This is a genomic window from Streptomyces sp. NPDC048514 (assembly GCF_043199955.1).
Classification (GTDB): Bacteria; Actinomycetota; Actinomycetes; order Streptomycetales; family Streptomycetaceae; genus Streptomyces.
Genome location: NZ_JBICWT010000001.1, coordinates 14,773 through 40,068, shown reverse-complemented (window position 1 = coordinate 40,068; position 25,296 = coordinate 14,773). Strand labels below are relative to the sequence as shown.

General features: G+C 72.6%; 25 protein-coding genes. 16 read left to right on the top strand and 9 right to left on the bottom strand.

The window, feature by feature from the left end; all coding sequences use genetic code 11:
* Positions 1-5 precede the first annotated feature (5 nt).
* Positions 6-650 carry a cysteine hydrolase gene (locus ACGFT2_RS00190; RefSeq protein WP_393271861.1) on the bottom strand — a complete coding sequence of 215 codons (645 nt, stop codon included), beginning with the start codon at positions 648-650 and terminating at the stop codon, positions 6-8.
* A 150-nt stretch (positions 651-800) separates the two neighbouring features.
* Between ACGFT2_RS00190 and ACGFT2_RS00185 the strand changes: the two genes are divergently transcribed.
* On the top strand, positions 801-1,271 hold the full coding sequence (locus ACGFT2_RS00185) for a pyridoxamine 5'-phosphate oxidase family protein (RefSeq protein ID WP_393271860.1): 471 nt from the start codon (positions 801-803) through the stop codon (positions 1,269-1,271).
* 235 nt (positions 1,272-1,506) lie between these two features.
* Here the strand turns inward: ACGFT2_RS00185 and ACGFT2_RS00180 are convergent, their stop codons facing one another.
* Positions 1,507-2,409, bottom strand: coding sequence for a LysR family transcriptional regulator (locus tag ACGFT2_RS00180; RefSeq protein ID WP_393271858.1), 903 nt, complete (start codon positions 2,407-2,409; stop codon positions 1,507-1,509).
* 74 nt (positions 2,410-2,483) lie between these two features.
* On the opposite strand from ACGFT2_RS00180, the gene ACGFT2_RS00175 reads away from it, so the two are divergent.
* Complete coding sequence (locus tag ACGFT2_RS00175) at positions 2,484-3,416, top strand: DMT family transporter (protein WP_393271857.1); 933 nt, start codon at positions 2,484-2,486, stop codon at positions 3,414-3,416.
* A 166-nt stretch (positions 3,417-3,582) separates the two neighbouring features.
* Here ACGFT2_RS00175 and ACGFT2_RS00170 read toward each other — a convergent pair whose 3' ends face one another.
* On the bottom strand, positions 3,583-4,914 hold the full coding sequence (locus ACGFT2_RS00170; protein ID WP_393271856.1) for an aminotransferase class I/II-fold pyridoxal phosphate-dependent enzyme: 1,332 nt from the start codon (positions 4,912-4,914) through the stop codon (positions 3,583-3,585).
* A gap of 60 nt (positions 4,915-4,974) precedes the next feature.
* On the opposite strand from ACGFT2_RS00170, the gene ACGFT2_RS00165 reads away from it, so the two are divergent.
* Positions 4,975-5,655 (top strand): pyridoxamine 5'-phosphate oxidase family protein, encoded by a 681-nt coding sequence (locus ACGFT2_RS00165; RefSeq protein ID WP_393271855.1) that lies wholly within the window; start codon positions 4,975-4,977, stop codon positions 5,653-5,655.
* A 126-nt stretch (positions 5,656-5,781) separates the two neighbouring features.
* On the opposite strand, the gene ACGFT2_RS00160 is transcribed toward ACGFT2_RS00165, so the two are convergent.
* From ACGFT2_RS00160 to ACGFT2_RS00150, 3 genes are all read right to left on the bottom strand, one after another.
* Positions 5,782-6,726, bottom strand: coding sequence for a DMT family transporter (locus ACGFT2_RS00160; RefSeq protein WP_393271853.1), 945 nt, complete (start codon positions 6,724-6,726; stop codon positions 5,782-5,784).
* 191 nt (positions 6,727-6,917) lie between these two features.
* Complete coding sequence (locus ACGFT2_RS00155; RefSeq protein ID WP_393271851.1) at positions 6,918-7,922, bottom strand: DMT family transporter; 1,005 nt, start codon at positions 7,920-7,922, stop codon at positions 6,918-6,920.
* Between the two features lie 69 nt (positions 7,923-7,991).
* Positions 7,992-8,732 (bottom strand): Clp protease N-terminal domain-containing protein, encoded by a 741-nt coding sequence (locus ACGFT2_RS00150; protein ID WP_393271849.1) that lies wholly within the window; start codon positions 8,730-8,732, stop codon positions 7,992-7,994.
* 301 nt (positions 8,733-9,033) lie between these two features.
* Between ACGFT2_RS00150 and ACGFT2_RS00145 the strand changes: the two genes are divergently transcribed.
* Positions 9,034-9,462: an SRPBCC family protein gene (locus ACGFT2_RS00145; protein WP_393271848.1), complete on the top strand. Its 429-nt coding sequence runs from the start codon at positions 9,034-9,036 to the stop codon at positions 9,460-9,462.
* A 229-nt stretch (positions 9,463-9,691) separates the two neighbouring features.
* Here ACGFT2_RS00145 and ACGFT2_RS00140 read toward each other — a convergent pair whose 3' ends face one another.
* On the bottom strand, positions 9,692-10,348 hold the full coding sequence (locus ACGFT2_RS00140) for a PadR family transcriptional regulator (protein WP_393271846.1): 657 nt from the start codon (positions 10,346-10,348) through the stop codon (positions 9,692-9,694).
* 430 nt (positions 10,349-10,778) lie between these two features.
* Between ACGFT2_RS00140 and ACGFT2_RS00135 the strand changes: the two genes are divergently transcribed.
* From ACGFT2_RS00135 to ACGFT2_RS00125, 3 genes are all read left to right on the top strand, one after another.
* Positions 10,779-11,516, top strand: a complete 738-nt coding sequence (locus ACGFT2_RS00135) for a dienelactone hydrolase family protein (RefSeq protein ID WP_393271843.1) — start codon at positions 10,779-10,781, stop codon at positions 11,514-11,516.
* A gap of 277 nt (positions 11,517-11,793) precedes the next feature.
* Entirely contained in the window at positions 11,794-12,183 is a 390-nt protein-coding gene (locus ACGFT2_RS00130) for a hypothetical protein (RefSeq protein ID WP_393271841.1), read from the top strand.
* A gap of 339 nt (positions 12,184-12,522) precedes the next feature.
* Positions 12,523-13,335 (top strand): PhzF family phenazine biosynthesis protein, encoded by an 813-nt coding sequence (locus tag ACGFT2_RS00125; protein ID WP_393271840.1) that lies wholly within the window; start codon positions 12,523-12,525, stop codon positions 13,333-13,335.
* Positions 13,336-13,389: 54 nt separating this feature from the next.
* Here the strand turns inward: ACGFT2_RS00125 and ACGFT2_RS00120 are convergent, their stop codons facing one another.
* Together ACGFT2_RS00120 and ACGFT2_RS00115 are read right to left on the bottom strand one after the other, a co-directional pair.
* Complete coding sequence (locus ACGFT2_RS00120) at positions 13,390-14,190, bottom strand: CPBP family intramembrane glutamic endopeptidase (RefSeq protein WP_393272884.1); 801 nt, start codon at positions 14,188-14,190, stop codon at positions 13,390-13,392.
* 296 nt (positions 14,191-14,486) lie between these two features.
* Complete coding sequence (locus tag ACGFT2_RS00115; protein ID WP_393271838.1) at positions 14,487-16,004, bottom strand: glutamate--cysteine ligase; 1,518 nt, start codon at positions 16,002-16,004, stop codon at positions 14,487-14,489.
* A gap of 568 nt (positions 16,005-16,572) precedes the next feature.
* On the opposite strand from ACGFT2_RS00115, the gene ACGFT2_RS00110 reads away from it, so the two are divergent.
* The 9 genes from ACGFT2_RS00110 to ACGFT2_RS00070 all read left to right on the top strand — a co-directional run bounded on the left by ACGFT2_RS00110 (position 16,573) and on the right by ACGFT2_RS00070 (position 25,214).
* A complete protein-coding gene (locus ACGFT2_RS00110; RefSeq protein WP_393271836.1) occupies positions 16,573-17,157 on the top strand; it encodes a hypothetical protein in 585 nt (194 codons plus the stop codon).
* Between the two features lie 316 nt (positions 17,158-17,473).
* Complete coding sequence (locus ACGFT2_RS00105) at positions 17,474-17,680, top strand: DUF5999 family protein (RefSeq protein ID WP_067045924.1); 207 nt, start codon at positions 17,474-17,476, stop codon at positions 17,678-17,680.
* Between the two features lie 353 nt (positions 17,681-18,033).
* Positions 18,034-18,564 carry a universal stress protein gene (locus ACGFT2_RS00100; RefSeq protein ID WP_393271834.1) on the top strand — a complete coding sequence of 177 codons (531 nt, stop codon included), beginning with the start codon at positions 18,034-18,036 and terminating at the stop codon, positions 18,562-18,564.
* Between the two features lie 421 nt (positions 18,565-18,985).
* On the top strand, positions 18,986-20,944 hold the full coding sequence (locus ACGFT2_RS00095) for an amino acid transporter (protein WP_393271833.1): 1,959 nt from the start codon (positions 18,986-18,988) through the stop codon (positions 20,942-20,944).
* 157 nt (positions 20,945-21,101) lie between these two features.
* Positions 21,102-21,497 carry a molybdopterin-binding protein gene (locus tag ACGFT2_RS00090; RefSeq protein ID WP_393271832.1) on the top strand — a complete coding sequence of 132 codons (396 nt, stop codon included), beginning with the start codon at positions 21,102-21,104 and terminating at the stop codon, positions 21,495-21,497.
* A gap of 439 nt (positions 21,498-21,936) precedes the next feature.
* Positions 21,937-22,758, top strand: coding sequence for a molybdate ABC transporter substrate-binding protein (modA, locus tag ACGFT2_RS00085; protein WP_393271831.1), 822 nt, complete (start codon positions 21,937-21,939; stop codon positions 22,756-22,758).
* On the top strand, positions 22,755-23,615 hold the full coding sequence (gene modB, locus ACGFT2_RS00080; RefSeq protein WP_393271829.1) for a molybdate ABC transporter permease subunit: 861 nt from the start codon (positions 22,755-22,757) through the stop codon (positions 23,613-23,615). The genes modA and modB overlap by 4 nt, the downstream gene beginning before the upstream one ends.
* 65 nt (positions 23,616-23,680) lie before the next feature.
* The gene (locus ACGFT2_RS00075; protein WP_393271828.1) at positions 23,681-24,766 is read left to right on the top strand and encodes an ABC transporter ATP-binding protein; all 1,086 of its coding nucleotides are present in this window, start codon (positions 23,681-23,683) and stop codon (positions 24,764-24,766) included.
* A 28-nt stretch (positions 24,767-24,794) separates the two neighbouring features.
* Positions 24,795-25,214: a molybdopterin-binding protein gene (locus tag ACGFT2_RS00070; protein ID WP_393271826.1), complete on the top strand. Its 420-nt coding sequence runs from the start codon at positions 24,795-24,797 to the stop codon at positions 25,212-25,214.
* Positions 25,215-25,296 lie beyond the last annotated feature (82 nt).

The window sequence follows — 25,296 nt, the reverse complement described above, 5'->3', positions numbered from 1 at the left end:
CCGGCTCAGGCACGCCGGCGCGGCCGCGCCAGGCAGCCGAGCACCTCGTCGGTGGTCGTGACCGTGGCGACCAGGGCGAGGGTGTTGCGGATCATCGCCGGCGTGTAGTCGGCGGGCACCCCCGCGATCGCGTCGGCCGGGACGACGGCGGTGTAGCCGAGGTTCACCGCGTCGAAGACCGCGTTGGGGACGGCCACGTTGGCCGAGACACCGGCGACGATCAGGGTGCGGCAGCCGAGGTTGCGCAGCAGGGGGTCGACGTCGGTGCCGTGGATCGGAGACAGCCCGTGCAGCCGCCGCACGACGAAGTCCGCCTCGGTGACCTCGATCGGGGGTGCGACACGGACCGCGGTGCTACCGCTCAGCTGTTGCACGGGGAGCCGTTCTGCGGCCCGGAACAGGCGGGCGTTGCGGTTGGCGCCCCGGCCGTCCGGCCGGCGTTCGGCGATCGCGTGGATCACCTGCACGCCGGTCTCGTGGGCGGCGGCCACCAGCCGGGCCACCCGGTGCAGGGCGCCGGAGGACCGCGCCTCGCGGGCGAGCTCGGGCAGGGCGCCGGCCGGGCCGACGACACCCTGCTGGCACTCCACGGTGAGCAGCACGGTGTGCGCCGGGTCGAGCAGGTCGCGCAGCTGTTCGTGCGACGGCATCAGGCACCCTTTCGCCTAGGTCCGGGCCGGGTGAGAGTAACCACATCGGGGTGCGAGCGGAAGACGGGCCATTCCCTTTTCTGACGTGATGTCAGAGGATCATCGACACTGGCAAGTTCTCTGGCACGACGTGGGAGAAGAGGGGGCCGCATGACCGTCACTCAGCAACGCCGGGGCCGGAAGATCATGATGACACCGGGCGAGCTGGACGAGTTTCTCACCGCCCAGCGCACCTGCCGGGTCGCGACCGTCTCCGCGGACGGCACACCGCATGTGAGCGCGCTGTGGTTCGCCTGGGACGGCGCCTCGCTGTGGCTGTACTCGGTGGTGCGCAGCAGGCGCTGGACGCAGTTGTGCCGCGATCCGCGGGTGGCGGTCGTGGTCGATTCGGGCGAGGAGTACGACCAGCTGCGCGGGGTCGAGCTGTCGGGACGGGTGGAGTTCGTGGGCGAGGTGCCGCGCACCGGAGAGCTGTGCGCGGAACTCGACACGGCCGAGACGCTGTTCGCCCGCAAGAACTTCGGCCTGGACGAGATGCCGCACGACGGCCGGCACGCCTGGGCACGCCTGTCGCCGGACAAGATCGTCTCCTGGGACTTCCGGAAGCTGGGCGGGGCGTAGGCAGGCTCGCGGGCGTTCCGGACGAGGGAAACGGGAAGGGGCGTCCCGTCGCCGGGCCGCGGCGGGAGCGGTCAGCCCATACGCCGGGCCGCATCGGGACGGGTCAGCCGATTCGCCGGGCCGCAGCGGGACGGGGTCAGCCCATACGCCGGGCCGCAGCGGGACGGGGCCAGCCCATACGCCGGGCCGCAGCGGGACGGGGTCAGCCGATTCGCCGGGCCGCAGCGGGACGGGATCAGCCGATTCGCCGGGCCGTCGCGCGCAGGGCCTCGACCGCCGCGCGGATCGAGGGGCGGCGGTCGGCGTCCGCCCGCCAGACGGCGTACACGTGGCGGCGGACCCGCTGCCTGAGCGGCACCAGGACGACGCCCTCGGGCACCGGGTTGCGGCCCAGCAGCGGCGCGATGCACACGCCCAGCCCGGCCTCGACGAGACCGAGTTGGGTGTGGGACTCGCCGGCCCGGTGGCCGACGATCGGCTCGATGCCCTTGGACCGCAGGGTGAACATCAGCCACTCATGGCAGAACTCGCCCTCCCCCCAGGTGATCCACTCGTCCTCAGCGAACTCGGTGAGGTCCACCTCGTCCCGGTCCGCCAGCCGGTGCCCGGCGGGCAGGGCGACGTCGGCCGGGTCGTCCAGCAGGGGCGCCTTGACCAGACCGTCGGGGACGGGCATCGGCTTGTTGTACCAGTCCAGGACCACGGCGACGTCGAGGTCGCCGCGGACGACACCCGCGATGCCCTGCTCCGGTTCCAGCTCGCTCGAGCGCACGCGCAGGCCGGGGTGCTCGGCGCGCAGGGCGCCGAGGGCCGCGGGGAAGAGCCCCCGGGCGGCGGTCGGGAAGGCCGACAGCCGCAGCTCGCCGACGACCTGGCCACGGTGTGCCTCCAGGTCGGACTGCGCCAGCTCGACCTGCGACAGGATGCGCGACGCGTGCTCGGACAGCAGCCGGCCGGCGTCCGTGAGCCGGACACCGCGGCCGTTCTTGGCGAGGAGCCGCTGGCCGATCTCGCGCTCCAGCTTGGCCAGCTGCTGGGAGACCGCGGAGGTCGTGACGTGCAGCGCGTCGGCCGCGGCACTGACCGAGCCGTGCCGGGCGAGGGCGTCCAGGGTACGCAGGCGCTCCAGGTTCAACATATAAGCGATTCTAAGAGGTACCGGATGGGAAATCTCGATTGTGCTACGAGGTTGCGTCCAGCATCGTTGACGTCATGAGCACGGTCACCGCACCACGCGCCCAGTCCCCCGCACCGGCCCTTCCTGGCGCCCGTCTCGACTGGCGGCTGCGCTTCGGCGCCCTGTCCCTGATCTGGGGCTTCAGCTTCCTGCTGATCAAGGTGGGCACCGAGGGGTACGCCCCCTTCCAGGTCACTCTCGGGCGGCTGGTGTTCGGTACGGCGGTGCTGGTGGCGGCGATGGCGGTGAAGCGGGAACGCCTGCCGCGCGGTGCCCGCCTGTGGGGTCGCATGGCGGTGGCGGCCTTCTTCCTGAACGCCCTGCCGTTCTCCCTCTTCGCCTACTCGGAGCTGACGATCCCGTCCACCCTGGCGGGCATCTGCAACGCCACGTCGCCGCTGTGGGGGATGGCCCTGTCGCTGGTCGCCCTCTCCGAGGACCGCCCGACCAGGGTCCGCGTGGCCGGGCTCGGCCTGGGCTTCCTCGGAGTGCTGACCGTGCTGGGGGCCTGGCAGGGCTTCCACGGGCTGGACGCGACCGGGACGGCGATGGCCCTGCTCGCCTCGCTGAGCTATCCGGTGGGCTGGATCTACGTCCGGCGGACCCTGGCCGGCACGGGCAACTCGCACCTGTCGATGACCGGTGGGCAGTTGCTCCTGGCGACGGTCCAGCTCGCGATCGTGACGCCGCTGTTCACCGGCGTTCCCGACCGTTTCGCGGCCGTGCCGCTGCTGGCGATCGCCGCGCTGGGCGCCCTCGGGACGGGCCTGGCCGTGCTGCTCCAGTACGGGCTGGTCGCCGAGGTCGGGCCCACGACCGCGCAGATGGTCACGTACTTCATTCCGGTCATCGCCACGGCCGCGGGTGTGGCGATCCTCGGCGAGTCGCTTCGGTGGACCACCCCGGTGGGGGCGGTCGTCGTCCTGGCGGGGGCCGCGCTCACGCAGGTACGGCGGAAGGGCGCCTAGCCGAGAACGGCGCGTGGCGAGGAGAGGGCCCTCTCGCCGCGCGCGCCTGGCGAGAGGGCGCGTGTGGCGGGCCGCCTGCGGTCGCCGGCACACGCAGGGCGCGCGTGGCGAGGCGGTGGGGCCGGCGAGGGGACGCGGTCGGCGGGGAGGGGCGTAGTGGGTGCGCCTAGCCGTAGACGCGCGCCGGTGAGGGCCGTACCGCCTCCGCCACCGCCCGTGCCAGCGGGCCGATGTCCTGGGCCGTCAGTTCCGAGACCGTGATGCGGATGCCGGGGGCCGAGGCGAGGCGGAAGCGGGCGCCCGGCGCCACCGCCCACCCGGACTGCAGCAGGCGGGCCACCGCGCCGGTCTCGTCCGGCACCGGGATCCACACGTTCATCCCGCTGCGCCCGTGGGCGGCGACCCCCCGCTCGGCCAGGGCGGCGACCAGAGCGTCCCGGCGCGCGCCGTACGACCGCGCCACCACCGCCCGGTCCACCGCGCCCTGCGTCCACAGGCGGACCACCGCGCGCTGCAGCAGCCGGCTCACCCAGCCCGGCCCCAGACGCTGGCGGCCGCGCACCCGGTCCACGGTGACGCAGTCCCCGGCGAGGACCGCGAGCCGCAGATCGGGGCCGTAGGCCTTGGCGGCGGAGCGGACGAAGGCCCAGTGCCGGGTGACGCCCACCAGCGGGTGCAGCGGCAGATCGACGATGCCGTGGCCGTGGTCGTCCTCGATGAGCAGGGTCTGCGGGTGGTCCCGGAGCACCGCGCGCAGGGCACGGGCGCGCGTGGCCGTCACCGCGGCTCCGGTCGGGTTCTGCGCGCGGCCGGTGACGATCAGGGCGCGGGCCCCGGATTCCAGGGCCCGGCGCAGGTCGTCCACGAGCGGCCCGTCGTCGTCCACGCCGACGGGGACCGTGCGCAGCCCCAGGGCGGGGACCAGGTCGAGCGTGCTGCCCCAGCCCGGGTCCTCCAGAGCGACCGCGTCGCCCGGTTTCAGATGCGCGGCGAGGACGCGTTCGATGGCGTCGAGCGAGCCGGACGTCACGGTCACCGGGCCCTCCGGGACCCCGTCGGCGTCGAGTTCGGCGCGCGCGACGCGGACCAGGTCCGGGTCGACGGGGTCGTCGCCGTAGCGGACGGGCTGCCGGTCCCCCTGCTCCGCCGCGGCGGTGAGGGCCGGGGCCAAGGCGGGCAGCAGGGCCGGGTCGGGGTTGCCGGTGGACAGGTCGCGGCCGCCGGCGGGGACCTCCACCCGCAGTTCCTCCCGGCCGGTGGTGGCCGGCTTGGGACGGACCCGGCTGCCCCGGCGGCCGGCCGTCTCGATCACCCCGCGCTCCCGCAGGATGCGATAGGCGGCCGCCACCGTGTTCGGGTTCACGCCCAGCCGGGCCGCCAACTCGCGCATGGGCGGCAGCGGTTGCCCCGGCACCAGCTCGCCCGCACCGACCGCGCGCTCGACACCGGCCGCGATCTCTGCTGCGCCACGCCCTTCGATCCGATATTCTCCTAGCACAAAGGCAATTATGCACTAGTGCAATCCGAAGTCCAAGAGGAACGCACCGGAGGAACCTTCATGCAGGTCACGACAGAGGAGGCGGGAGCCGCCGCCTACACGCCGACCGCCCGCACCGTACCCACGCGCTCCGCGGAGCAGGCGTCGTACGACAGGGAGGTGGTGCACGCGATACTCGACGAGGGGTACGTCTGCCACCTCGGCTTCGTCCGAGACGGTGCCCCGGTGGTGCTGCCGACGCTGTACGGCCGGGTCGGCGACCGGCTCTACGTCCACGGGTCCACCGGTTCGCGCCCGCTGCGGATGACCGGCCAGGCCGACCCCGGCCTGCCGGTGTGCCTGACGGTCACCCACGTGGACGGACTGGTGCTGGCCCGCTCGGCCTTCCACCACTCGATGAACTACCGCTCGGTCGTGGTGCACGGCGTCGCGCACGAGGTCACCGACCCCGAGGAGCGGCGGCTGGCCCTGGACGCGCTGGTGGACCACGTCGTACCGGGCCGGGCCGCCGACTCCCGGCCCGCGAACAAGAAGGAGCTGGCCGCCACCGCGGTGATCCGTCTGGACCTGGACGAGGTCTCGGCCAAGATCCGCACGGGCGGCGCGAACGACGAGCCGGAGGACCTGTCCCTGCCGCACTGGGCCGGGGTCGTCCCGCTCCGCAAGGGATACGACGCCCCCGTCGCCAACGCCGACCTGGCGCCCGGCATCGAGCTGCCGTGCTATCTGGCGACGCGGTAGCGCGACGCGGCGGGACGGTCGCACGAGGGCCGTCCGTAGCGCGACGCGGCCGGGACCGTCGTACGAGGGCGTCCGCAGCGCGACGCGGCCGGCGGTCGCACGAGGGCCGGCCGCGCCGCCGGCCGGTCACACAGGGGCCGGCTGCCGCCGGGCGGCGCCGCGGGTCTCGCTGACGGCGAGGCCCGCGACCGCGCCGAGCAGCAGCAGTGTGCCGGCCGTCGTGGCCGCCGTGAGCCGCTCGCCGAGGAGGGCGACGGCGAGCACCGCCGCGGTCACCGGCTCCAGCAGCATGATCACGGAGACGGTGGCGGACCGTACGACGGCCGCTCCGGCGAAGTAGAGCGCGTACGCGAGGGCCGTGGGAACGGCGGCGACGTACAGCAGGAGCCACAGCAGCCGCGCCGGATGGGCGGTGTGCGGGAGCAGCCCCTCGTGCAGCGCGAACGGCAGCAGGCACAGCCCGGTCACCGCGAAGGCCCCCACGGTCGTGTCCGAGGCGTCGGCGCCGCCGTCCCGTCCCCACCAGCGGGTGAGCAGCGTCATGGCGCCGTAGCCCGCCGCCGAGGTCAGCGCCAGGAGCACACCCGCCGGACGGACGGTCGCGGCCGAGCCGCCGAAGGTCAGCACGGCCAGCCCGGCGAGCGCACCGGCGACCGCGACGAGACCGCCGGCGCCGAGTCGCTCCCCGAGCAGCAGCCGGGCGCCGAGCGCGAGGAGGACGGGGCCCGCCCCCAGGGTGACGACGGTGGCCACCGCCAGCCCGGTCGACTGCACGGCCGCGAAGTACGCGGTCTGGAACACGGCGAGGGCGAGGCCGGTGGCCACCGCCCGGGAGATCCGGCGCCCGACGGGCCGGGACGCGGCCGGGCGGACGCGCGGGCGGACCCCGCGGCCGGCCAGCAGCAGGAGGAGTCCGAGCGCGCAGCGCCAGAAGGACAGGCCGAAGGCGCCCATGTCACTGGTCCGGTAGACCAGCGAGGCGGCGGCCCCGGCGGTGCCCCAGGCGGCACCGGTGATGATCAGGTAGAGCAGGCCACGCCCGACGGGCAGGCCGGAAACGACGTTCGACAAGGGATTCTCTCCGCAGAAACGCACTCGAGGTGCGGAAGTTCGAGGGCGACCCGCAACTGCGGGGCGCGCGGACTTCGTCTGCGGGCAGCACCGTCCGGCCCGGCGCGTGTGCGCGGGGCAGGGGTTCCGGAGGCCCGCCTCAGGCGGCCGGAGGCGGGAGGACGAGTGCGTTCGACGGCATGAGCGAAACCCTATGCCGCAGTACCGCGGGCGGACAACTCGCGTTCCGCCCCGCCCGAGGCGACCGGCTCCGGAGTTCCCTTGGCGGGGGCCGAGGACTGGGCGATGAACGCGCCGACGAGGACGACCGCGCCGCCGGCGACCTGCGGCACCGACAGACGCTCGCCGAGCAGCACCCAGGCCAGCACGGTCGCGATCACCGCCTCCAGGCAGGCGACCACGCCCGCCACCTGCGGGGACAGCCGCCGCACGGACAGCACACCGGTGATGTACGCGACCACCGTCGCGATCAGCACGATCCAGGCCAGCAGGGCGACGGCCGGCACGGCGGTGCCCTTCAGGTGGGCGGATCCGGCCAGCACCGACCAGTCCATGGTCCAGGGGCGGGCGACGACCGTGAGCACGGCGGCACCGACGAGCAGTCCGTAGGCGATCACGCCGAGCGGGTCCGGGGTCTCGTCACCCGCGCCGGCGCCCGGGTCGGACAGGACGAAGTAGCCGACCTGGCAGCAGGCGGCACCGAGCGCGAGCAGGAGCCCCAGTGCGTCGAAGCTCAGCCCCGACCACACCTCCACCACGCAGGCGAGTCCGCCCGCCGCGAGCACCACGCCGAGCGCGGCGGCGCGGGTCACGGGCCGCCGCTGCACGAACCGCACCCAGCCGAGCACCAGGGCGGGCGCCAGGTACTCGACGAGCAGGGCCACACCCACCGGGATACGGGAGAGCGCGGCGAAGTAGCAGGCCTGCACACCGGCGACCGCGAGCAGCCCGAACCCGGCGAGCAGGGCGGGACGGCGGCGCGGCAGGGCGCGGTGCTTCACCGCGAGCGGCAGCATGACCACCGCGGCACCGGCCACTCGCAGCCACACCACGTGCAGCGGGTCCAGTCCCGCCTCGATCAACGGCTTGGCGGCCACTCCGGACCCGCCGAAGGCCAGCGCCGAGACGAGCGCGAGGCCGAGCCCCATGCCCTTGCCGCGGCTGCCGTGACCGATCTCTGACGTACGCACCGGCACATGATGGCAGGCGGCGACAGGAGCGTCATCCTTCTTGACACCTGTCTCAGCTGGTGGACGGCCGATGCGTCAGCAGGTGGCGCCGTCTCCGGCGTACTCGCCCGCGCCGGCCTCGAGCCGGGCGGGCAGGTCGTGGGCCGGAACGCCGGCGCGCCGGAAAACCTCGACGGCGCGGGACTGCGGGTCCGTGAGGAGTGCGGCGAGCAGGTCGGTGCCGGTGACGCCGCTCGCGCCCCGCCGCCGGGCCCGCTCGCGCGCCTCCACGAGTGCGGCCGCCGCGACCGGCGACCATCCCCCGCCGTCCCGCCGGTCCTGCCGGTCCCGGGGGTCCGGCCGATCCCGCCGGTCCGGCCGGTCCTGCCGGTCCCGGGGGTCTCCGCCGCCCCGTCCGTCGCCGCGGCGAGCGGCGGGTGCGGCCGGGGGCGCCGAGGGACCGGCGGAAACGCCGACGGGAGTGCCGGATGTCGCCGGCGTGCCGGGAGCCGGTACGAGGTCCGGTACGAGGGCCGGTTCGCCGGAGGCCTCGACACTCGTCTGCCAGCGCAGTCCGTACCCGATGCTGCGCTGCACGAGATACCCGAGCAGCCGCGTGAGCTGGGCGGGGCCACCGACGGCGGCGCGCACCTCGGGGTCGTGTTCGAGAAGCGAGTGGAGCAGATGGGCTGTGTCTGTCTGCCGGTCCCCGTCCCGGACGGTCCGGCGGCGGGCACCGGCGACCACCGCTGCCAGCTCGGCACCGAGCCCGGCATCGTCGTCCATGTGCGCGGTCGCCGCGTCGGGGGCGGTCCGGCGGTAGGTACGGGGTTGCACATCCCCTACCTCATCAGCCACTTCGGACCGGGTCATCCACGAGCGGAACCATCTTCGCGTCCCACGGAGAGTGGACGCGGCCCTCCGGAATCTCATCCTCGGGGAGGAGATCCGGCCGATCCCCCGCCGATGACGCGCGCCGCCTTGCCATGCGCCCCGCCTCCACCACCCGCACCGCCGCCGCACGTCACACGCACGTTCCGCGGGTTTCTGACGACTCATCAGTATTGAATGTTCGCGCCCCTGCGGCTACGTTCCGCGACACCGTAGCCCGCTACGCCCGATCCGAAGGGGTGGTCGCATGGCCGAAGTCAGCGCGCAGGCACGCATCCAGGCGCCGGCCGAGAAGGTGTGGGGCCGGCTCACCGACTGGTCGTCGCACGGGGAGTGGAACGCGACCCACACCAGCTTTCCCCAGGGCGGTCCCGAGACCCTGGCCGTGGGCGGGACCTTCCGCGAGAACATGAAGCTGATGGGGTTCCCGGCGGAGGTGGACTGGACCATCGAGGAACTGGAACCGGCCCGGGTCCTGGCCATTAGCGGCAAGGGCCCGATGGCGGTGACCGTCGCGACCCGCTACACGCTCACCCCCGACGGGGACGCCACCATCGTCCGCATCGACGGCGAGTTCACCGGGGCCGCGGTGTCGCTGATGGCGGGCAAGCTCAGGGACTCGGCGACGGCGGCCCTGAACGAGTCGCTGCGCAAGCTGGCCGGCCTGGTGGCCTGAACCGTACGCATGAAGGCGCCCCGCGCGAACGACGCACGGGGCCGACCCGGCAGGCGCCCCGCGCGAACGACGCACGGGGCCGACCCGGCAGGCGCCCCGCGCGAACGACGCGCGCGGCCGACCCGGCAGGCGCCCCGCACGGATGCCGCACGACACCGGGGCCCGGCAGGGCACCCCGCACGATGCTGCACGGGGCGCCTCGGACGCCGTACGAGACGCCCGTCCGGTCTCAGGCCTCGTCGGCGAGGATGAGGTACAGCTTCTTGCGGGCGTCGTTGATGACGGCGAGCGCCTTCTCCCGCTGCTCCTTGCTGCCGGCCTTCCAGACCTGGCCGAAGGCCTCCATCAGTCCGGCGCCGGCCTGCCGGATCTCGTGGAGCGCCTCCCAGTCGACCCCGCGCGAGGCCTCCTCCCAGGGAGCGTCCGGACCTTCCTCGGCGGCACTGCGGCCACTCTCGGTGAGAGTGAAGAGCTTCTTGCCGCCCTCGCTCTCGCTGGCGATCAGGCCCTCGTCCTCCAGCATCTGGAGCGTGGGATAGACCGAGCCGGGGCTGGGCCGCCACGCTCCCCCGCTGCGTTCGGCGATCTCCTGGATCATCTCGTAGCCGTGCATGGGCCGCTCTGTGAGCAGGGCCAGGATCGAGGCCCGTACGTCGCCGCGCCGCGCCCGCCCCCTCGGGCCGCCACGCCCTCGGGGCCCCCAGGGCCCGGGACCGAACCCGGGACCGCCCGGACCGAAACCCGGGCCACCGGGACCGAAACCCGGACCACCCGGACCACCCGGACCGAAGGGCCCGAACGCGGCCCGGCGGCTTTCGAAACCGCCCATGCCGCGCCGTCCATGGCCCTCGTGCCGATGTCCACGCTCGAAACCGTGGGTACGCATCGCGATCACTCCATTCCGCAGTTGATCTGTCACGTATGCATCGCGTATCGTTCGCGATGGCTCAACGATATATCGGAACCGATCGCATGACAAGCCTTTCCCGTCAAGTGCGCGGTCGACCCGTGACAGGGAGTCCTGGCCGATCGCCGGGCAAGGTTGATCAAGGCTGGTTCGTGTCAGCGAAGAGTGACCACTTGGCCGTCTGTGCCAGAAAAGGGTGACCGCCGCGGGGCTGTCGCTCTGCCGAGCCGGCCTGCCGAGCCGTTCGTCGGCGGCGGGTCGTTCTGCCGGGCAAGACCATCGACGAACCGGCTACCGCCATTCCCCTGAGCGCCGGGCCCGTCCCGTACTTCAGACGGACACCCACGCTGTTCTGCCAGCGGCAGAACAGCGGCCGGACCGGGCTCGACGATCACTACATTCCAGTCTCATGACGACGATTACGACGCGTACGGTCGAGTACCCGGCCGACGGTTTGACGATGATCGGGCACCTCGCGCTCCCGGCCGGTGTCGACCGCCGGCCCGCGGTGCTGCTCGGACCAGAGGGCATGGGGCTCAGCGACGTCGAGCGCCGCCGGGCCGATGCTCTCGCCGAGCTGGGATACGTAGCGCTGGCCTTCGACCTGCACGGCGGGCGCTATCTGGGTGACCCCGAGGAGATGCTGGCCCGTTGCATGCCACTGCTCGCCGATCCCGACCGGATGCGGGGCATCGGCCACGCGGCACTCGACGAGTTGCGCGCCGAGCCCCGGACCGACCCCGACCGGATCGCCGCCGTCGGCTACGGCACCGGGGGCGCCATCGCGCTGGAACTCGGGCGCGACGGCGTCAACCTGCGCGCGATCGGGACGGTCAACGCGCTGACCACGGGCCGACCGGGTGAGGCGGCGCGCATCCGCTGCCCGGTGTGGGCCGGGGTCGGATCGGAAGACCCGATCATGCCGCCCGCGCAACGAAACGCGTTCACCGCCGAGATGCAGGCCGCGGGCGTCGACTGGCGCCTCGCGGTCTATGGCGGCGCCCTGCACGCCTTCCACCACCCGCCGGTCGACCACCCCGTGGTCCCCGGCGTCGGCTACCACCCACAGCACGCGCAGCGAGCCTGGCGCGACGTCGTCGACCTGCTCTCCGAGTGCCTGCCCGTGACGGAGGACCTGGGGACCTGACCCGGGCGATCATGCCGGCGCCAGCCGTAGGCGGCGAGCAGGAGCCGAGTATGGCCCGCATCGTGGCGGGGGTGACCAGTTCGGCATCGCTCAGGCGGGACGTGACGCCGACCGGCGGGCGCGTGGCGCCAGGTCGGGACGCCCTCTCAGCATGTCGTCGGTCGTTCCCTGACGCGCTGTCGCGAGGGTGTTCGCGTCGTTCGCCATAAGACGATCCTGGACACCCTCGTCTGCGTCTCCGCCGGCACCCCTTGCACCACACCACCAGGAGGAACCAGTGTCACACCCGCAACCGCTCACCCCCGAGGAGAAACTCGCCGAAGCGAAGAAGCAGCTGAGTCTCCCGCGTATCGTCGTGATCTGCGGCTCCACCCGTTTCATGACCGAGATGACCGAGGCCGATCTACGGGAGACCACAGCCGGAAGGATCGTCGTCAAGCCGGGTTGCGACATGAAGTCGCCGCACGAACTCTGGTCCGATCCTGCCGAGGCCGAGGCGCTGAAGGTTCGACTCGACGATCTGCACCGGGCGAAGATCCGGCTCGCCGACGAGGTGCTCGTAGTCGGCGACTACGTCGGAGACAGCACCCGAGCCGAAATCGCCTACGCCCGGTCGCTGGGCAAGCCCGTGCGGTTCACGCACCCCGAAGTCGACCCCGACGCCTGACCGCCCACGCCACACCCTCCGCAGGTACCCCTCGGAATGATCATCTAGGCCTTCTTCGGCTGCTCAGGCCGGCCTCGGGTTTGGCTGCTCAGGCCGGCCTCGGGGCGACCGGGAGCCCTTGCGCGAGCACCAGCGCCGGGTCCAGCCGTCCTTGCGGCGGTCGATCGCTTTCCGGCACTGGCGCCAGGCCACCGGCTTGAAGAAGCCGGATGGATCAAGAGCCCGCGACGACCATGTGCGGCAACGGCGGCTGCACAGGCGGCGAGGGACGAAAACCAGGTCCGGTAATCGTGAATTGGCCTTGGGCGGGGAGCCGTCCGGACCGTTAGCGTCGGCGCCATGCGCATTCGAATCGTGGACGCTTTCACCGACCGCCCCTTCGCCGGCAACCCCGCAGGCGTCCTGCTCCTGGACGACGCCTTCCCGGACGACGACTGGCTCCAGAACGTCGCCATGGAGGTCAACCACGCCGAGACGGCGTTCGCGCACCGGCTGCCCGCCGACGGCGAGGCGGACTGGGCGCTGCGCTGGTTCACGCCCGTCGCCGAGGTCGCGATGTGCGGGCACGCCACGCTCGCCACGGCCCATGTCCTGCACACCACCGGCGCCCATGAGGGTCCGGTGCGGTTCGCCACCCGCAGCGGCGTGCTCATCGCCACGCCCGCCGCGGACGGTTCGATCACCCTCGACTTCCCGACCGCCCCGCTCACCCCGGTCGAGGTGCCGGCGGGGGTCGCCGAGGCGCTGGGCGCGCAGCCGGCCGCGGTCTTCGACACCGGCCCGAACGTCGGCGACCTGCTGGTGGAGCTGGCCGACGAGAAGACCGTCCTCGGCCTCTCCCCCGACCACAAGGCCCTCGGCGCCTACTCCTCACGCGGCATCATCGCCACGGCCCGTGCCGAGGACCCGGCTCGCGGCTACGACTTCGTCTCCCGCTGCTTCTTCCCGAACGTCGGCATCGACGAGGATCCGGTCACCGGCAGCGCCCACACCGCGCTCGCCCCGCACTGGTCCGCCCGCCTCGGCCGCGACGGCCTCACCGGCCTCCAGGCCTCACGCCGCACCGGCCTGGTGCACACCGGTCTCCGCGGAGAGCGCACCCTGCTCACCGGCCGGGCGGCGACGGTCATCGAGGGCGAACTGCACGCCTGACCGCCGCACCGGTGGTCGCGGAAGGCGCCGCCGGAAGGGGCCGCCTGCGGGCCCTCAGGCCGTCGGCAGCCAGTCCACCTTGCCCGCCAGCAGGGCGTAGCCGACGAACGCGCCGATGTCGAGCAGCGAGTGCGCGACGACCAGCGGGCCGACCCGGCCCCAGCGGCGGTAGAGCAGGACGAACACCACGCCCATGACCATGTTGCCGAGGAAGCCGCCGATGCCCTGGTAGAGGTGGTACGAGCCGCGCAGGACCGCGCTGGCCACCAGCGCGGTCCCCGGTGTCCAGCCCAACTGGCCGAGCCTGCGCAGCAGATAGCCGACGACGATGACCTCTTCGAGGATCGCGTTCTGCAGGGCGGACAGGATCAGCACCGGGAACTTCCACCACACGTCCGGCAGCGCCTCGGGGACGACCGTGAGGTTGAAGCCGAGGCCGCGGGCGGCGAGGTAGAAGGCGATGCCGGTGCTGCCGATCACGGCCGCGACCCCGGCGCCACGGCCCAGGTCGGGCCAGGGGCGGCTGCGGTCGAAGCCCAGGGTGCGCATGCTCCGGCCCTCGCGCAGCAGCAGGTGGGCGACGAGGGCCACGGGAACCAGCGCGGAGGCGATGCCGAAGAGCTGCCAGGCCAGGTCGAGCCACGGGCGGCCGGGTGCGGCCGAGGCGTTGAGGGTGGCCGCCTGGTCCTTCAGGCCGCCGGGCTTGGTGACCGAGCCGATGAAGCTGATCAGCGCGGAGACCCCGCTCGCGCCCAGCGAGAGCCCGAGGACGAGCAGCGTCTCGTCCCGCAGGACGCGTCGCGGATCACGCTCCACGGCCACGGATTCGCCCACCGAGTCAGCCTCCACCTGCACCCCTGCCTCCAGCCGGCTCACGGGCCCACGGCCCGCCTTCGCCCGGCAAGGATCGCAGAAGGACCATCCCGGCCCTCAGCCACCGCCCCGGTCCTCGTCCGGCAGGCCTCTCGGCGAGGAGCGCCGGCCACGGCGCCCCCGGCCCAGGAGCACCGGCTCGGCCCCTCAGCCCGAGAACGCCGGCTCGGCCCCTCAGCCCGAGAACGCCGGCTCGGCCCTCTCAGCCTGAGGACGCCAGCCGGCGCTCAGCCCAGGGACGTCGGCTCGGCGCTCAGCCCAGAGACGCCAGCCGGCGCTCAGCCCAGGGACGCCGGCTCCGGCAGGCCCACCGGCCAGGTATGGACCGGCTCCCCCACATGCATCAACTCGGCGTACCGCCGGGTCGTGGCCGCCAGGGCCGCCTCGCGGGTCAGGCCCTGCTCCAGCGCCCGGTGGAAGGTGGCCGCCTGCCAGGACGCGCCGTTGACCCGCCGCCGGCAGCGCTCCTCGATCACGCCCAGGTAGAGGTCGCGGTCGGCGGCCTCGACACCCCACGCGTCCAGCCCGGCCGAGGCCAGCGGCAGCAGTTCGTCGCGCACCAGGGTCACCGCGTCGACCTCGCCCGTGCCGCCGTAGCGTCCGCGCCGGGGCCACACGAAGCGCGCGTCGATCCCGTACCGGCATGCCGCGTCGAAGTTGGCCTCGGCCGCGGCGAAGGGCAGCCGGGTCCACACCGGGCGGGAGTCCTCGGCGAGGGCACGCACCAGCCCGTAGTAGAAGGCCGCGTTGGCGATCACGTCGATGATGGTCGGCCCGGCGGGCAGCACCCGGTTCTCCACCCTGAGATGCGGGACGCCGTCGGCGATGCCGTACACCGGCCGGTTCCATCGGTAGATCGTGCCGTTGTGCAGGACGAGTTCGGCGAGCTTGGGCGTGCCGCCGGCGTCCAGGACCTCCAGCGGCTCCTCGTCGTCACAGAGGGGCAGGAGCGCCGGGAAGTAGCGCAGGTTCTCCTCGAACAGATCCTGGGCGGAGGAGATCCACCGTTCCCCGAACCAGGTACGCGGCCGCACCCCCTGCGCCTGGAGCTCAGGCGGCCGGGTGTCGGTGGACTGCAGGAACAGCGGCGGACGGGACTCGCGCCACAGTTCGTGACCGAAGAGGAACGGTGAGTTGGCGCCCACGGCGATCTGCGCGGCGGACGCCGCCTGCGCCGCGTTCCACACGTCCGCGAACCGGGCCGGCGTGACCTGGAGATGCAGCTGTACGGAAGTGCACGCGGCCTCCGGCACGATCGACTTGGAGGTGCAGGTCAGGTGCTCCACGCCCTCGATGTCCAGCCGGAAGTCCTCCCCGCGCGCGGCCACGATCTGGTCGTTCAGCAGGGTGTAGCGGTCCACCTCGGAGAGGTTGGACGAGACCAGGTCGTCCCGGTCGAGCGTGGGCAGGATCCCGATCATGACGATTCCCGCGTCCACCTCGCCGGCCTTGCGGTCCGCGTACGCCAGCGAGGTGCGCAGTTCCTCGGCCAGCCGGTCGAACACCCGGCCGCCCAACCGGTGTGGGGCGATGTTCACTTCCAGGTTGAACATGGCGAGTTCTGTTTGGAAATCACGGCTCGCGATGCGCTCCAGCACCTGCCCGTTCAGCATTTTCGGCATGCCGTCCGCGCCCGCGAGATTCAATTCGATCTCCACGCCCATGAGGTTCTTGGCGCGGTCGAATCGCTTCTCGACCAGGAGTCGCTCCAGTCCCGTCAGGCACTTCTGGAGCTTTTCACGGTAGCGCTGGCGATCGGACAGGTCGAACTGCCCTGCCACGACCTTCTCCCCCATCGAAGTGTCCCTCCATCGGATGGGCGGGCCGGCGATCCGGCCGCCGGGCTCCCGGTCAGGGGGGATGATGCCCAGCGGAAGCGATCGATAACGTCCCGCGCGGGCCCGGCGCCCGCTAGTCTGTCGAATGTTCCCCGCGGCACATTCACGAGGCATGCCGCAACGTGCACCTTCGAGTGCCCCGAACGCCTCGTGAAAAACGCCAACGACATTCGGCCGACCGTTACCGGCGCGTAAGGCCAGGTCAGCGGCGGGCCGGTGGTGCGAAAACCGGGATGACTCCCGCAAATCGACGGCCCAATAGCGCCTTGCGGGAACCGCCGAAATCGGATAGACGAAACAACGGCCGAACAAGCGTCATATAAACTTCGTCCACAAGGCAGAAGGTTGACGCCCTCGGTCCTGGTTCCTGCCGCGTTCCTGCCGTCACCATGACGGGCGGCAGGCCGAGCCGCACCTTTGGTCACCGACCCGGGCCCACAACCCCTCCGGCCTTTCCGTGAGCAGACAGCGCCGTCCGCCCCACCCTCCTCGCGCCGCCGCGCCTGTCGAATGAGAGGCGACCCACATGCCGCTGCACGTGCCCCCTGCCCCCGCGCCCGCCCTGCGCTCCGTCCTCACCGCCCTCGGTTCCCCCACCGCGGTCCGTGAGGCTCGCACCCCCTCCCTGCGCGCCGCGCAGGGCCCGGCGACCCCCGAACTCCCGCTGCCCGTCCACGTACTGGACCGGATCACCGCCCAAGGCCTGTCCGCGACGCGACTGGCCGGCTGGCGCTTTCTGATCCGCTGCGGCGAGCGGGCGGTGGCCGCGGCGGAGACCATGCTCACCCCCGACGGCTGGGCCTTCTCGCACTTCTTCGAAGGCCCGTACGTCACCTCCACCGAACGCGCCCTGCAGCAGGCCGAGGCGCTGCAACAGCCCTATCAGGCGCGACTGCTGTCCGTTCCCGGTCTGTACATGCTCACCCTGTGGCTGCACGGCGACTGCGCCGCCGACGGCGCGGACGGTCATCCGGCCGCCACCGATCTGCTGGTGCCGCTGGCCCCGGCACCACCCGGAATATCGGCGCACCGGCCCTTTCGGGTGGCCGAGTTGCTCCCGGTCCTGACCCATCGGGCGACTCCCGTCCCGCTGCTCGGCTCACCCGCCTGAACCCTGGAAGCCTCCCGTACCCCGCATCCCGGAAGGGATGCGGGGTGCTGCCGTGTCCACGGGGTGCCGCCACCCGGCGGCACTGCCGTGTCCACGGGGTGCCGCCACCCGGACTAGCCCGTTCCGGCCACGGTGAACCACCCGAAGGGACCGTGCAGTTGGGCTGAACCGTCCGCGCGGGTGACGCGTCCTCAACCTGTGAGGAGCGGTGCTGCCAAATCCCTGCGGAATGCCGTCCGGAGGGCAACACTGGGTCCCGACCGACTTGTCACCACGGGGGACGGACATGACCACGACACAGCGAAAGATCCCACCCATGTGCCAGCACCAGCCACCGTGCCCGCCAGCAGAGTCCGCCGACCGGGAGTCCGCCCGCCTCGTGGCGCACCACCCGGAGCAGGGGTGGAGCCTGCTGTGCAACGGCGTCCTGCTCTTCGAGGACACCGGCGAGCTGCTGCCCGACGGCCGGATCATCGCTCCGCACCGCCCGCTGGGTGCGGAGCACGTGATGACCGCCGCCTGAACCGGGCGCAAAGGATTCTGAGGGGCCGGCCGCACACGTACGGTGCGCACCGGCCCCGACGCGTGTCATGACCCGGCTACCGTCCGTAGCCGGTCGGCATCACAGCGCCTTCCGTGGCTCCGGTTGCCTCGCCCGTCCCAGACGGAAACGCGTCACGGGCCGTCCTCCTCGATGACCGGCGAGGGTCGAGACCCCCGTCCGGCTGGTCGGATCGCCGGTACAGGAGTGGGATGGAAGGAAAGCAGGGGCCTGCCGGCAGGTGCCCTCGCGGGGGCCGTCCCCGGTCGGCGCCCGCGCGACCCGTACGACCCGTGCGGCCCATGCGACCCGTGCGGAACGGAACGGGGGAAGTGATGTCCGGTCACGACGCCTCGGCGACGGCTCGTGTGGTGGTCGGTGTGAGTGGTTCTCTGGGCAGCGTCAGCGCCCTGCGGCGGGCCACCGCGCTGGCCCGCCTGCTGAGGGCCGAGCTGTGGCCGGTGCTGGCGTGGGAACCACCGGGTGGTGATCCCGCCGCGCGCCGCTCGCCCGCCGCCGATCTCCTGGTCGGGGAGTGGCAACGCCTGGCCAAGCAGCGGCTGGCCGCGGTGCTGGACGAGATCTTCGCGACGGCGGGCCCGGGTGTGCCGATGCACCCGGTCATCGTCCGCGGCGCTCCGGGCCGGGCACTCGTGGCGACCGCGGACCGGGAGGACGACCTGCTGGTGGTGGGCGCCGGTCGGCGCGGACTCCAGCGGGCCTTCTCCGGCCGGGTGTCCCGGCACTGCCTGGCCCACGCCGTCTGCCCGGTCCTGGCGGTCCCCCCGTCGCCGCTGGAGTCCCAGCTGCTGTCCGTCCACCGGCGCAACACCTGGCACCTGCGCATGGACACACGGGGGTTGTGAGCCCCGGCTGCGGTCGCGTCGAGGAGGGCCCTCGGCAGGGCCCTCGGCCGGAATGGGCCGGCCGGCCACCCGCCGCCTGCTGCGCACCCGCCGGGTCCGCACCGATCTGCTCGTCGCGGTGCGCCCGCCGGACGGCGTGGCCTCCCCCGTACACACCATGCTCCGGCGCCGCGGGCCATGACGCTCGGTGGCCGCCGCCCAGGCCGCGACCGCCCCGGGCCGGCGTGCCCTGCCCGCTGCTGCCTACCGCCCCCGGCCTCGACTTCTTGATGCGGCTCCCGCGTTGCCGGGCCATTCTTAACGCAAGATTGACGCCCACGGAGCACGGATCCGTGGGCCCTGGCGTCACTCTCTGCTTACGCTGGTGCCGCCGTCCGCGTGGTGGCCGGTGACAACGAAGCCGTACATCAGGAGCACGCCGATGGCCACGACAGAACACCCTCCCAGTACCAGCCGATTGCGCTCCTGGATGCTGGAGGGCCTGTCCGACATGGGCAAGCACGGCGGTCACACCGGACCGCACGCCGAGCCGGAGCCGCCGCACCGGGGGCAACGCTGGTGGCGGGTGATGTGCCTGACCGGTGTCGACTACTTCTCGACCCTCGGCTACCAGCCCGGCATCGCGGCCCTCGCGGCAGGTCTGCTGTCGCCGATCGCGACGATCGTGCTCGTCGTCGTCACCCTGGCCGGCGCCCTGCCGGTCTATCGACGGGTGTCCGAGGAGAGCCCGCGCGGCGAGGGCTCCATCGCGATGCTGGAGCGGCTGCTGTCGTTCTGGCAGGGCAAGCTGTTCGTCCTCACCCTGCTGGGCTTCGCGGCCACCGACTTCCTGATCACCATCACCCTCTCCGCCGCCGACGCCTCCACCCACCTGGTGGAGAACCCGCACCTCACCGGCGCTCTGCACGGCCACCAGCTGGTGATCACACTCTTCCTGGTGGCACTGCTCGGCGCGGTGTTCCTGAAGGGCTTCCTCGAGGCGATCGGCGTCGCCGTCGCCCTGGTCGGCATCTATCTCGCGCTGAACGTCGTCGTCGTGATCGTCGGCCTGTGGCACGTCGCCGCCGCCGGGCACGTGGTGACCGACTGGACCGGCGCCCTGACCACCGAGCACGGGAACGTGTTCGTGATGATCGGCGTGGCGCTGATCGTCTTCCCGAAACTCGCCCTCGGCCTGTCCGGCTTCGAGACCGGCGTGGCCGTCATGCCACACGTCCGGGGCGACGCGGGCGACACCGAGGAACGGCCGGCGGGCCGGATCCGGGACACCAAGAAGCTGCTGACCACCGCCGCGCTCATCATGAGCTGCTTCCTGATCGCCACCAGCTTCATCACCACGCTGCTGATCCCCGAGAAGGAGTTCAAGCCGGGCGGCGAGGCCAACGGCCGCGCGCTCGCCTACCTCGCGCACGAATACCTCGGCGGCGCCTTCGGCACGGTCTACGACGTGTCGACCATCGCCATCCTGTGGTTCGCGGGCGCCTCCGCCATGGCCGGTCTGCTCAACCTGATGCCGCGCTATCTGCCCCGCTACGGCATGGCGCCGCACTGGGCGCGGGCCGTCCGTCCGATGGTCATCGTCTTCACGCTGGTCGCCTTCCTGGTCACCTGGATCTTCGACGCCAACGTCGACAAGCAGGGCGGCGCCTACGCCACCGGTGTGCTGGTGCTGATCAGCTCGGCCGCGATCGCCGTGACCATCGCCGCGCGCAAGGCGGGTCAGCGCCGCTGGACCATCGGCTTCGGTGCGATAGCCGCGGTGTTCCTCTACACGACCGTGGTGAACGTGATCGAGCGGCCCGACGGTGTGAAGATCGGTGCCTGCTTCATCGCGGGCATCATCCTGGTCTCGCTGCTGTCCCGGCTGGCCCGCGCCTTCGAGCTGCGCGTGACCAGCGTGACGCTCGACCCGCTGGCGGAACGCTTCATCCGCGACATGGCCAGCCGGAAGATGCGGTTCATCGCCAACGAGCCGGGCCACCGCGACAAGGCCGAGTACCGCGACAAGATCGAGCAGATCCGCGCCGACAACGACATGCCCGAGCAGGAGGACTTCGTCTTCGTCGAGGTCACGGTCACCGACCCGTCGGAGTTCGAGGCGGGCCTGACCGTCCGCGGCGAGGTCCTGCACGGCCGCTACCGGGTGCTGACCCTGGAGTCCGCCTCCATCCCGAACGCACTGGCCGCCCTCCTCCTCCACGTCCGCGACGTCACCGGCTGCACCCCGCACATCTACTTCGAATGGACCGAGGGCAGTCCGTTCGCCAACTTCCTGCGCTTCTTCCTCTTCGGCCAGGGCGAGGTCGCCCCGGTCACCCGCGAGGTGCTGCGCGAGGCGGAACCGGAACGGGCACGCCGACCGCGGGTGCACACGGGCTGACACCGAGCCCGTTCCGCGCCGGGTGACCGGCCCCGGCGGCGGCGCCGCGACGTGCCGAACAGCGGCCTCACCCGGGCACACTGACGTCGTATCGCGTCATGCCCGACGGCCAACCCCACGTGCGCGATCCCCCGTACCTGGTCCTATCGTGACCGCCATGCACTCCTACACGATCGGCCAGGCCGCCCGGCTGCTCGGCGTCAGCCCGGACACCGCCCGCCGCTGGGCCGACGCGGGCCGGGTGACCACCCACCGTGACGAGGCCGGCCGGCGTCTCATCGACGGCCGGGACCTCGCCGCGTTCTCGGTGGAACTGGCCAAGGCGGGCGGCGGCGAGGAGGACGCCTCCTACACGTCCGTGCGCAACGCCTTCCCCGGGATCGTCACAGCCATCAAGCTGGGCGACGTCGCCGCCCAGGTGGAGATCCAGGCGGGCCCGCACCGGCTGGTGTCCCTGCTGACCCGGGAAGCGGTCGAGGAACTGGGCCTGGAGGTCGGCATGGAGGCCACCGCCCGCGTGAAGTCCACCAACGTGCACATCGACCGCGTCTGACCCGACCGGCGAACGGCACACCGGACCGCGTCCGACCCGACCGGGGAACGGCACACCGGACCGCGTCCGACCAGAGCGGCGACCCGCGTACCCGTCGATCCGCGTCCGACCCGGCCGGCGACCCGCGGTCCGCCCAGCACAGCACCGCGTGGTGGCCGTCGGTGCCGGTGACCCCGATGGTCAGCCGGGCGGGTCGTGCCAGATCCCCGGTCAGGGCGGATTCCGCGAGGGTCACCGTCGACCACCTCCCGCAGCACCGCACCCGTCCCGGAGCACCGTACGAACGCACATGCAAGCTACAAGCCGCAAGTTCGCAGCTCATGCGATGCGACAGGAGACTTACGCCTGGCAGATGCGGCAGTATCATCGCGGCACGGCCGATTCCCGGCCGTGCCGCGGGCGCGACAGGTGTTCCACTGAACCCGAGGAGTACAACGTGATGACCCGTTCCGTGCGCCGGACCCGGCGGATGCTGCAGCTGGCCGGTGCGGGAGCCGCCGCCCTGATGGCACTCAGCGCCTGCTCCTCCTCCTCCGGCTCCGACAAGTCGGGCGATTCCGCGGACAAGTCGGCTTCCCCGAAGCCGTCCGGCACGGTCACCGTGTTCGCGGCCGCATCCCTGAAGGAGAGCTTCACGAAGCTCGGCGAGCAGTTCGAACGGCAGCACCCGGGCACCAAGGTCAGCTTCAACTTCGGCGGCAGCGACACCCTCGCCGCGAGCATCACCGGCGGTGCCCCCGCTGACGTCTTCGCCGCGGCCAGCCCGAAGACGATGAAGATCGTGACGGACAAGGGCGACGCGGCCGGTGCCCCGGCCACCTTCGTCCGCAACCGGCTGGAGATCGCCACCCTGCCGGGCAACCCGGACAAGGTCGCCTCCCTGAAGGACCTCACCAAGCCGGGTCTGAAGGTCGTCCTGTGCGACAAGACCGTGCCGTGCGGCGCCGCCGCCCGGAAGGCCCTGGACGCCGGCAAGCTGAAGCTCACCCCGGCCTCCTACGAGCAGGACGTCAAGAGCGCCCTGAACAAGGTGCGGCTGAAGGAGGCCGACGCGGCCGTGGTCTATAAGACCGACGTGAAGGCCGCGGGCGACAAGGTGGAGGGCGTGGAGTTCCCCGAGTCCGCCGAGGCCGTCAACGACTACCCGATCACCCTGCTCAAGGACGCCCCCAACGCCCAGGCCGCCAAGGCGTTCATCGCTCTCGTACAGTCCCCCGACGGCCAGAAGGTGCTGACCGAGGCCGGGTTCCTCAAGCCGTGACCTCGCTCCACGAGCCCGGCGCCGCGGCCCGCCCCCGCACGGGTGGACCGCGACGCCGCCGTGTCACCGCGGGCGGCCGCCGCGGAGTGCCGCTGCCCCTGCTGCTGCCGGGCGTGGTGGCCCTGGTGTTCCTGCTGCTGCCGCTGCTCGCGCTGCTCCTGCGGGCGCCCTGGCGCAGCCTGCCGGAGCAGCTGACCAGCACCGAGGTGTGGCAGGCGCTGCAGCTGTCGCTGGTCAGCGCCACCGCGGCGACCGCCGTGAGCCTCGTCCTCGGTGTGCCGCTGGCCTGGCTGCTCGCCCGCACGGAGTTCCCCGGCCGAGGCCTGGTGCGTGCCCTGGTGACGCTGCCCCTGGTCCTGCCGCCGGTGGTCGGCGGCGTGGCCCTGCTCCTCGCGCTCGGCCGCAACGGCGTCGTCGGCAAGTGGCTGGACGCCTGGTTCGGGATCACGCTGCCGTTCACCACGACCGCGGTCGTGATCGCGGAGGCGTTCGTGGCGATGCCCTTCCTGGTCATCAGCGTCGAGGGCACGCTGCGCGCCGCCGACCCGCGCTACGAGGAGGCGGCCACGACCCTCGGCGCGTCCCGCTTCACCGCGTTCCGCCGGGTCACGCTGCCGCTGATCGCACCCGGCATCGCGGCGGGCGCCGTACTGGCGTGGGCCCGCGCGCTCGGCGAGTTCGGCGCGACGATCACCTTCGCGGGCAATTTCCCCGGCCGCACCCAGACCATGCCGCTCGCGGTCTACCTGGCCATGCAGAACGACCCCGAGGCCGCCCTCGCCCTCAGCCTGGTACTGCTGACCGTGTCGATCGCCGTACTGGCGGGTCTGCGCGACCGGTGGATGACGGGAGCGTGAGCGTGCCGGGAGGATGGAAGACGACACCGCCGAAGACGGCACCGACGACGAAGGACCCCGTCCCCGTGACCGACATCGCCGCACGCCGGACCGGCCCCGAGGTCGTCGACGCGCAGGGGCTCGACGCCCGGCTCGTCGTCGAGCGCGGCTCCTTCCGGCTGGACGTCGGACTGACGGCCGCCCCCGGTGACGTGGTCGCCCTGCTGGGACCCAACGGCGCCGGCAAGACCACGGCCCTGCGCGCCCTCTCCGGTCTCGTCCCGCTCACCGAGGGCCATCTGCGGCTCGACGGCGCCTCGCTGGAGCGCACACCGCCCGAGTCCCGGCCGGTCGGCGTGGTCTTCCAGGACTACCTGCTCTTCCCGCACCTCTCCGCGCTGGACAACGTGGCCTTCGGACCGCGCTGCCAGGGGGCGGGCAAGTCGGCGGCCCGCGCCGAGGCCGCGGCCTGGCTGGACCGCATGGGTCTCGCCGACCACGCGGACGCCAAGCCCCGCCGGCTCTCCGGCGGCCAGGCCCAGCGGGTGGCGCTGGCCCGCGCGCTGGCCACGCACCCCCGGCTGCTGCTGCTGGACGAGCCGCTCGCGGCCCTGGACGCCCGTACCCGCCTGGAGGTCCGCGCCCAGCTCCGCCGCCATCTGGCCGCGTTCGAGGCGGTCGCCGTCCTGGTCACGCACGATCCGCTGGACGCGATGGTGCTCGCCGACCGGCTGGTGGTCGTCGAGCACGGCCGGGTCGTGCAGGAGGGCACCCCGTCCGACATCGCGCGGCACCCCCGGACCGACTACATCGCGCAGCTGGTCGGCCTCAACCTCTACCGCGGGCAGGCGCAGGCGCACACGGTACAGCTGGACGCCGGGCCCTCGATCACCACCACGGAGGAACTGACCGGACCGGTGTTCGTCGCGTTCCCACCCTCCGCCGTGACGCTGTTCCGGGACCGGCCCACCAGCGCCAGCGCCCGCAACCTCTGGCGCTGCGAGGTCGCCGGCCTGGAGACGCACGGCGACCAGATCCGCGCCGACCTCACCGGCGACCTCACCCTCGCCGCCGACCTCACCACGGTCGCCGCCGCCGAACTCGATCTGCAGCCCGGTGCGCCGGTCTGGGCGACGGTCAAGGCGACGCAGACGCACGCATACCCGGCCTGACCGTCCTCCCGGACTACGGTGAGGGGCCATGACCCTGAGCATCCGCAACCAGCTGCCCGGCTCCGTCACCGAGGTGCGGCCGGGCGAGGCCATGGCGACCGTGAAAATCCGGTTGGCCGGCGGCCAGGACCTCACGGCGGCCGTCACCCGGGAGGCCGTCCAGGAACTCGGCCTCACCGTGGGTACTCCGGTGAGCGCCCTGGTGAAGTCGACCGAGGTCTCCCTCTCCACCAGCCGGGTCGAGGGCCTGTCGATCCGTAACCAGCTGCCCGGCACGGTCACCCGTCTCACCCTCGGCGAAGCCATGGCCACCGTGCAGGTCACCATGGACGGCGGCGAACTCACCGCCGCGATCACCAAGGACGCGGCCGGCGACCTCGGCCTCTTCGTGGGCTCCGACGTCATCGCCCTCATCAAGTCGACCGAGGTCTCGCTGGCGACGGCGTGACAACGCCCGAGGGGTCCCGTCCGTGCGGACGGGACCCCTCGAACGCTCGCTCGGACCTCGCGGGCGGTCCCGTGCCGGGACG

Excerpts from the sequence above, each read along its gene's own strand:
- ACGFT2_RS00095 (WP_393271833.1), top strand. The coding sequence starts at position 18,986 with ATGGCCACGACAGAACACCCTCCCAGTACCAGCCGATTGCGCTCCTGG.
- ACGFT2_RS00125 (WP_393271840.1), top strand. The coding sequence starts at position 12,523 with ATGCGCATTCGAATCGTGGACGCTTTCACCGACCGCCCCTTCGCCGGC.
- modA (WP_393271831.1), top strand. The coding sequence starts at position 21,937 with ATGACCCGTTCCGTGCGCCGGACCCGGCGGATGCTGCAGCTGGCCGGT.
- ACGFT2_RS00140 (WP_393271846.1), bottom strand. The coding sequence starts at position 10,348 with ATGCGTACCCACGGTTTCGAGCGTGGACATCGGCACGAGGGCCATGGA.
- ACGFT2_RS00105 (WP_067045924.1), top strand. The coding sequence starts at position 17,474 with ATGTGCCAGCACCAGCCACCGTGCCCGCCAGCAGAGTCCGCCGACCGG.
- ACGFT2_RS00100 (WP_393271834.1), top strand. The coding sequence starts at position 18,034 with ATGTCCGGTCACGACGCCTCGGCGACGGCTCGTGTGGTGGTCGGTGTG.
- ACGFT2_RS00145 (WP_393271848.1), top strand. The coding sequence starts at position 9,034 with ATGGCCGAAGTCAGCGCGCAGGCACGCATCCAGGCGCCGGCCGAGAAG.
- ACGFT2_RS00090 (WP_393271832.1), top strand. The coding sequence starts at position 21,102 with ATGCACTCCTACACGATCGGCCAGGCCGCCCGGCTGCTCGGCGTCAGC.
- ACGFT2_RS00190 (WP_393271861.1), bottom strand. The coding sequence starts at position 650 with ATGCCGTCGCACGAACAGCTGCGCGACCTGCTCGACCCGGCGCACACC.
- ACGFT2_RS00135 (WP_393271843.1), top strand. The coding sequence starts at position 10,779 with ATGACGACGATTACGACGCGTACGGTCGAGTACCCGGCCGACGGTTTG.
- ACGFT2_RS00180 (WP_393271858.1), bottom strand. The coding sequence starts at position 2,409 with ATGTTGAACCTGGAGCGCCTGCGTACCCTGGACGCCCTCGCCCGGCAC.
- ACGFT2_RS00110 (WP_393271836.1), top strand. The coding sequence starts at position 16,573 with ATGCCGCTGCACGTGCCCCCTGCCCCCGCGCCCGCCCTGCGCTCCGTC.
- ACGFT2_RS00165 (WP_393271855.1), top strand. The coding sequence starts at position 4,975 with ATGCAGGTCACGACAGAGGAGGCGGGAGCCGCCGCCTACACGCCGACC.
- ACGFT2_RS00070 (WP_393271826.1), top strand. The coding sequence starts at position 24,795 with ATGACCCTGAGCATCCGCAACCAGCTGCCCGGCTCCGTCACCGAGGTG.
- ACGFT2_RS00115 (WP_393271838.1), bottom strand. The coding sequence starts at position 16,004 with ATGGGGGAGAAGGTCGTGGCAGGGCAGTTCGACCTGTCCGATCGCCAG.
- ACGFT2_RS00185 (WP_393271860.1), top strand. The coding sequence starts at position 801 with ATGACCGTCACTCAGCAACGCCGGGGCCGGAAGATCATGATGACACCG.
- ACGFT2_RS00175 (WP_393271857.1), top strand. The coding sequence starts at position 2,484 with ATGAGCACGGTCACCGCACCACGCGCCCAGTCCCCCGCACCGGCCCTT.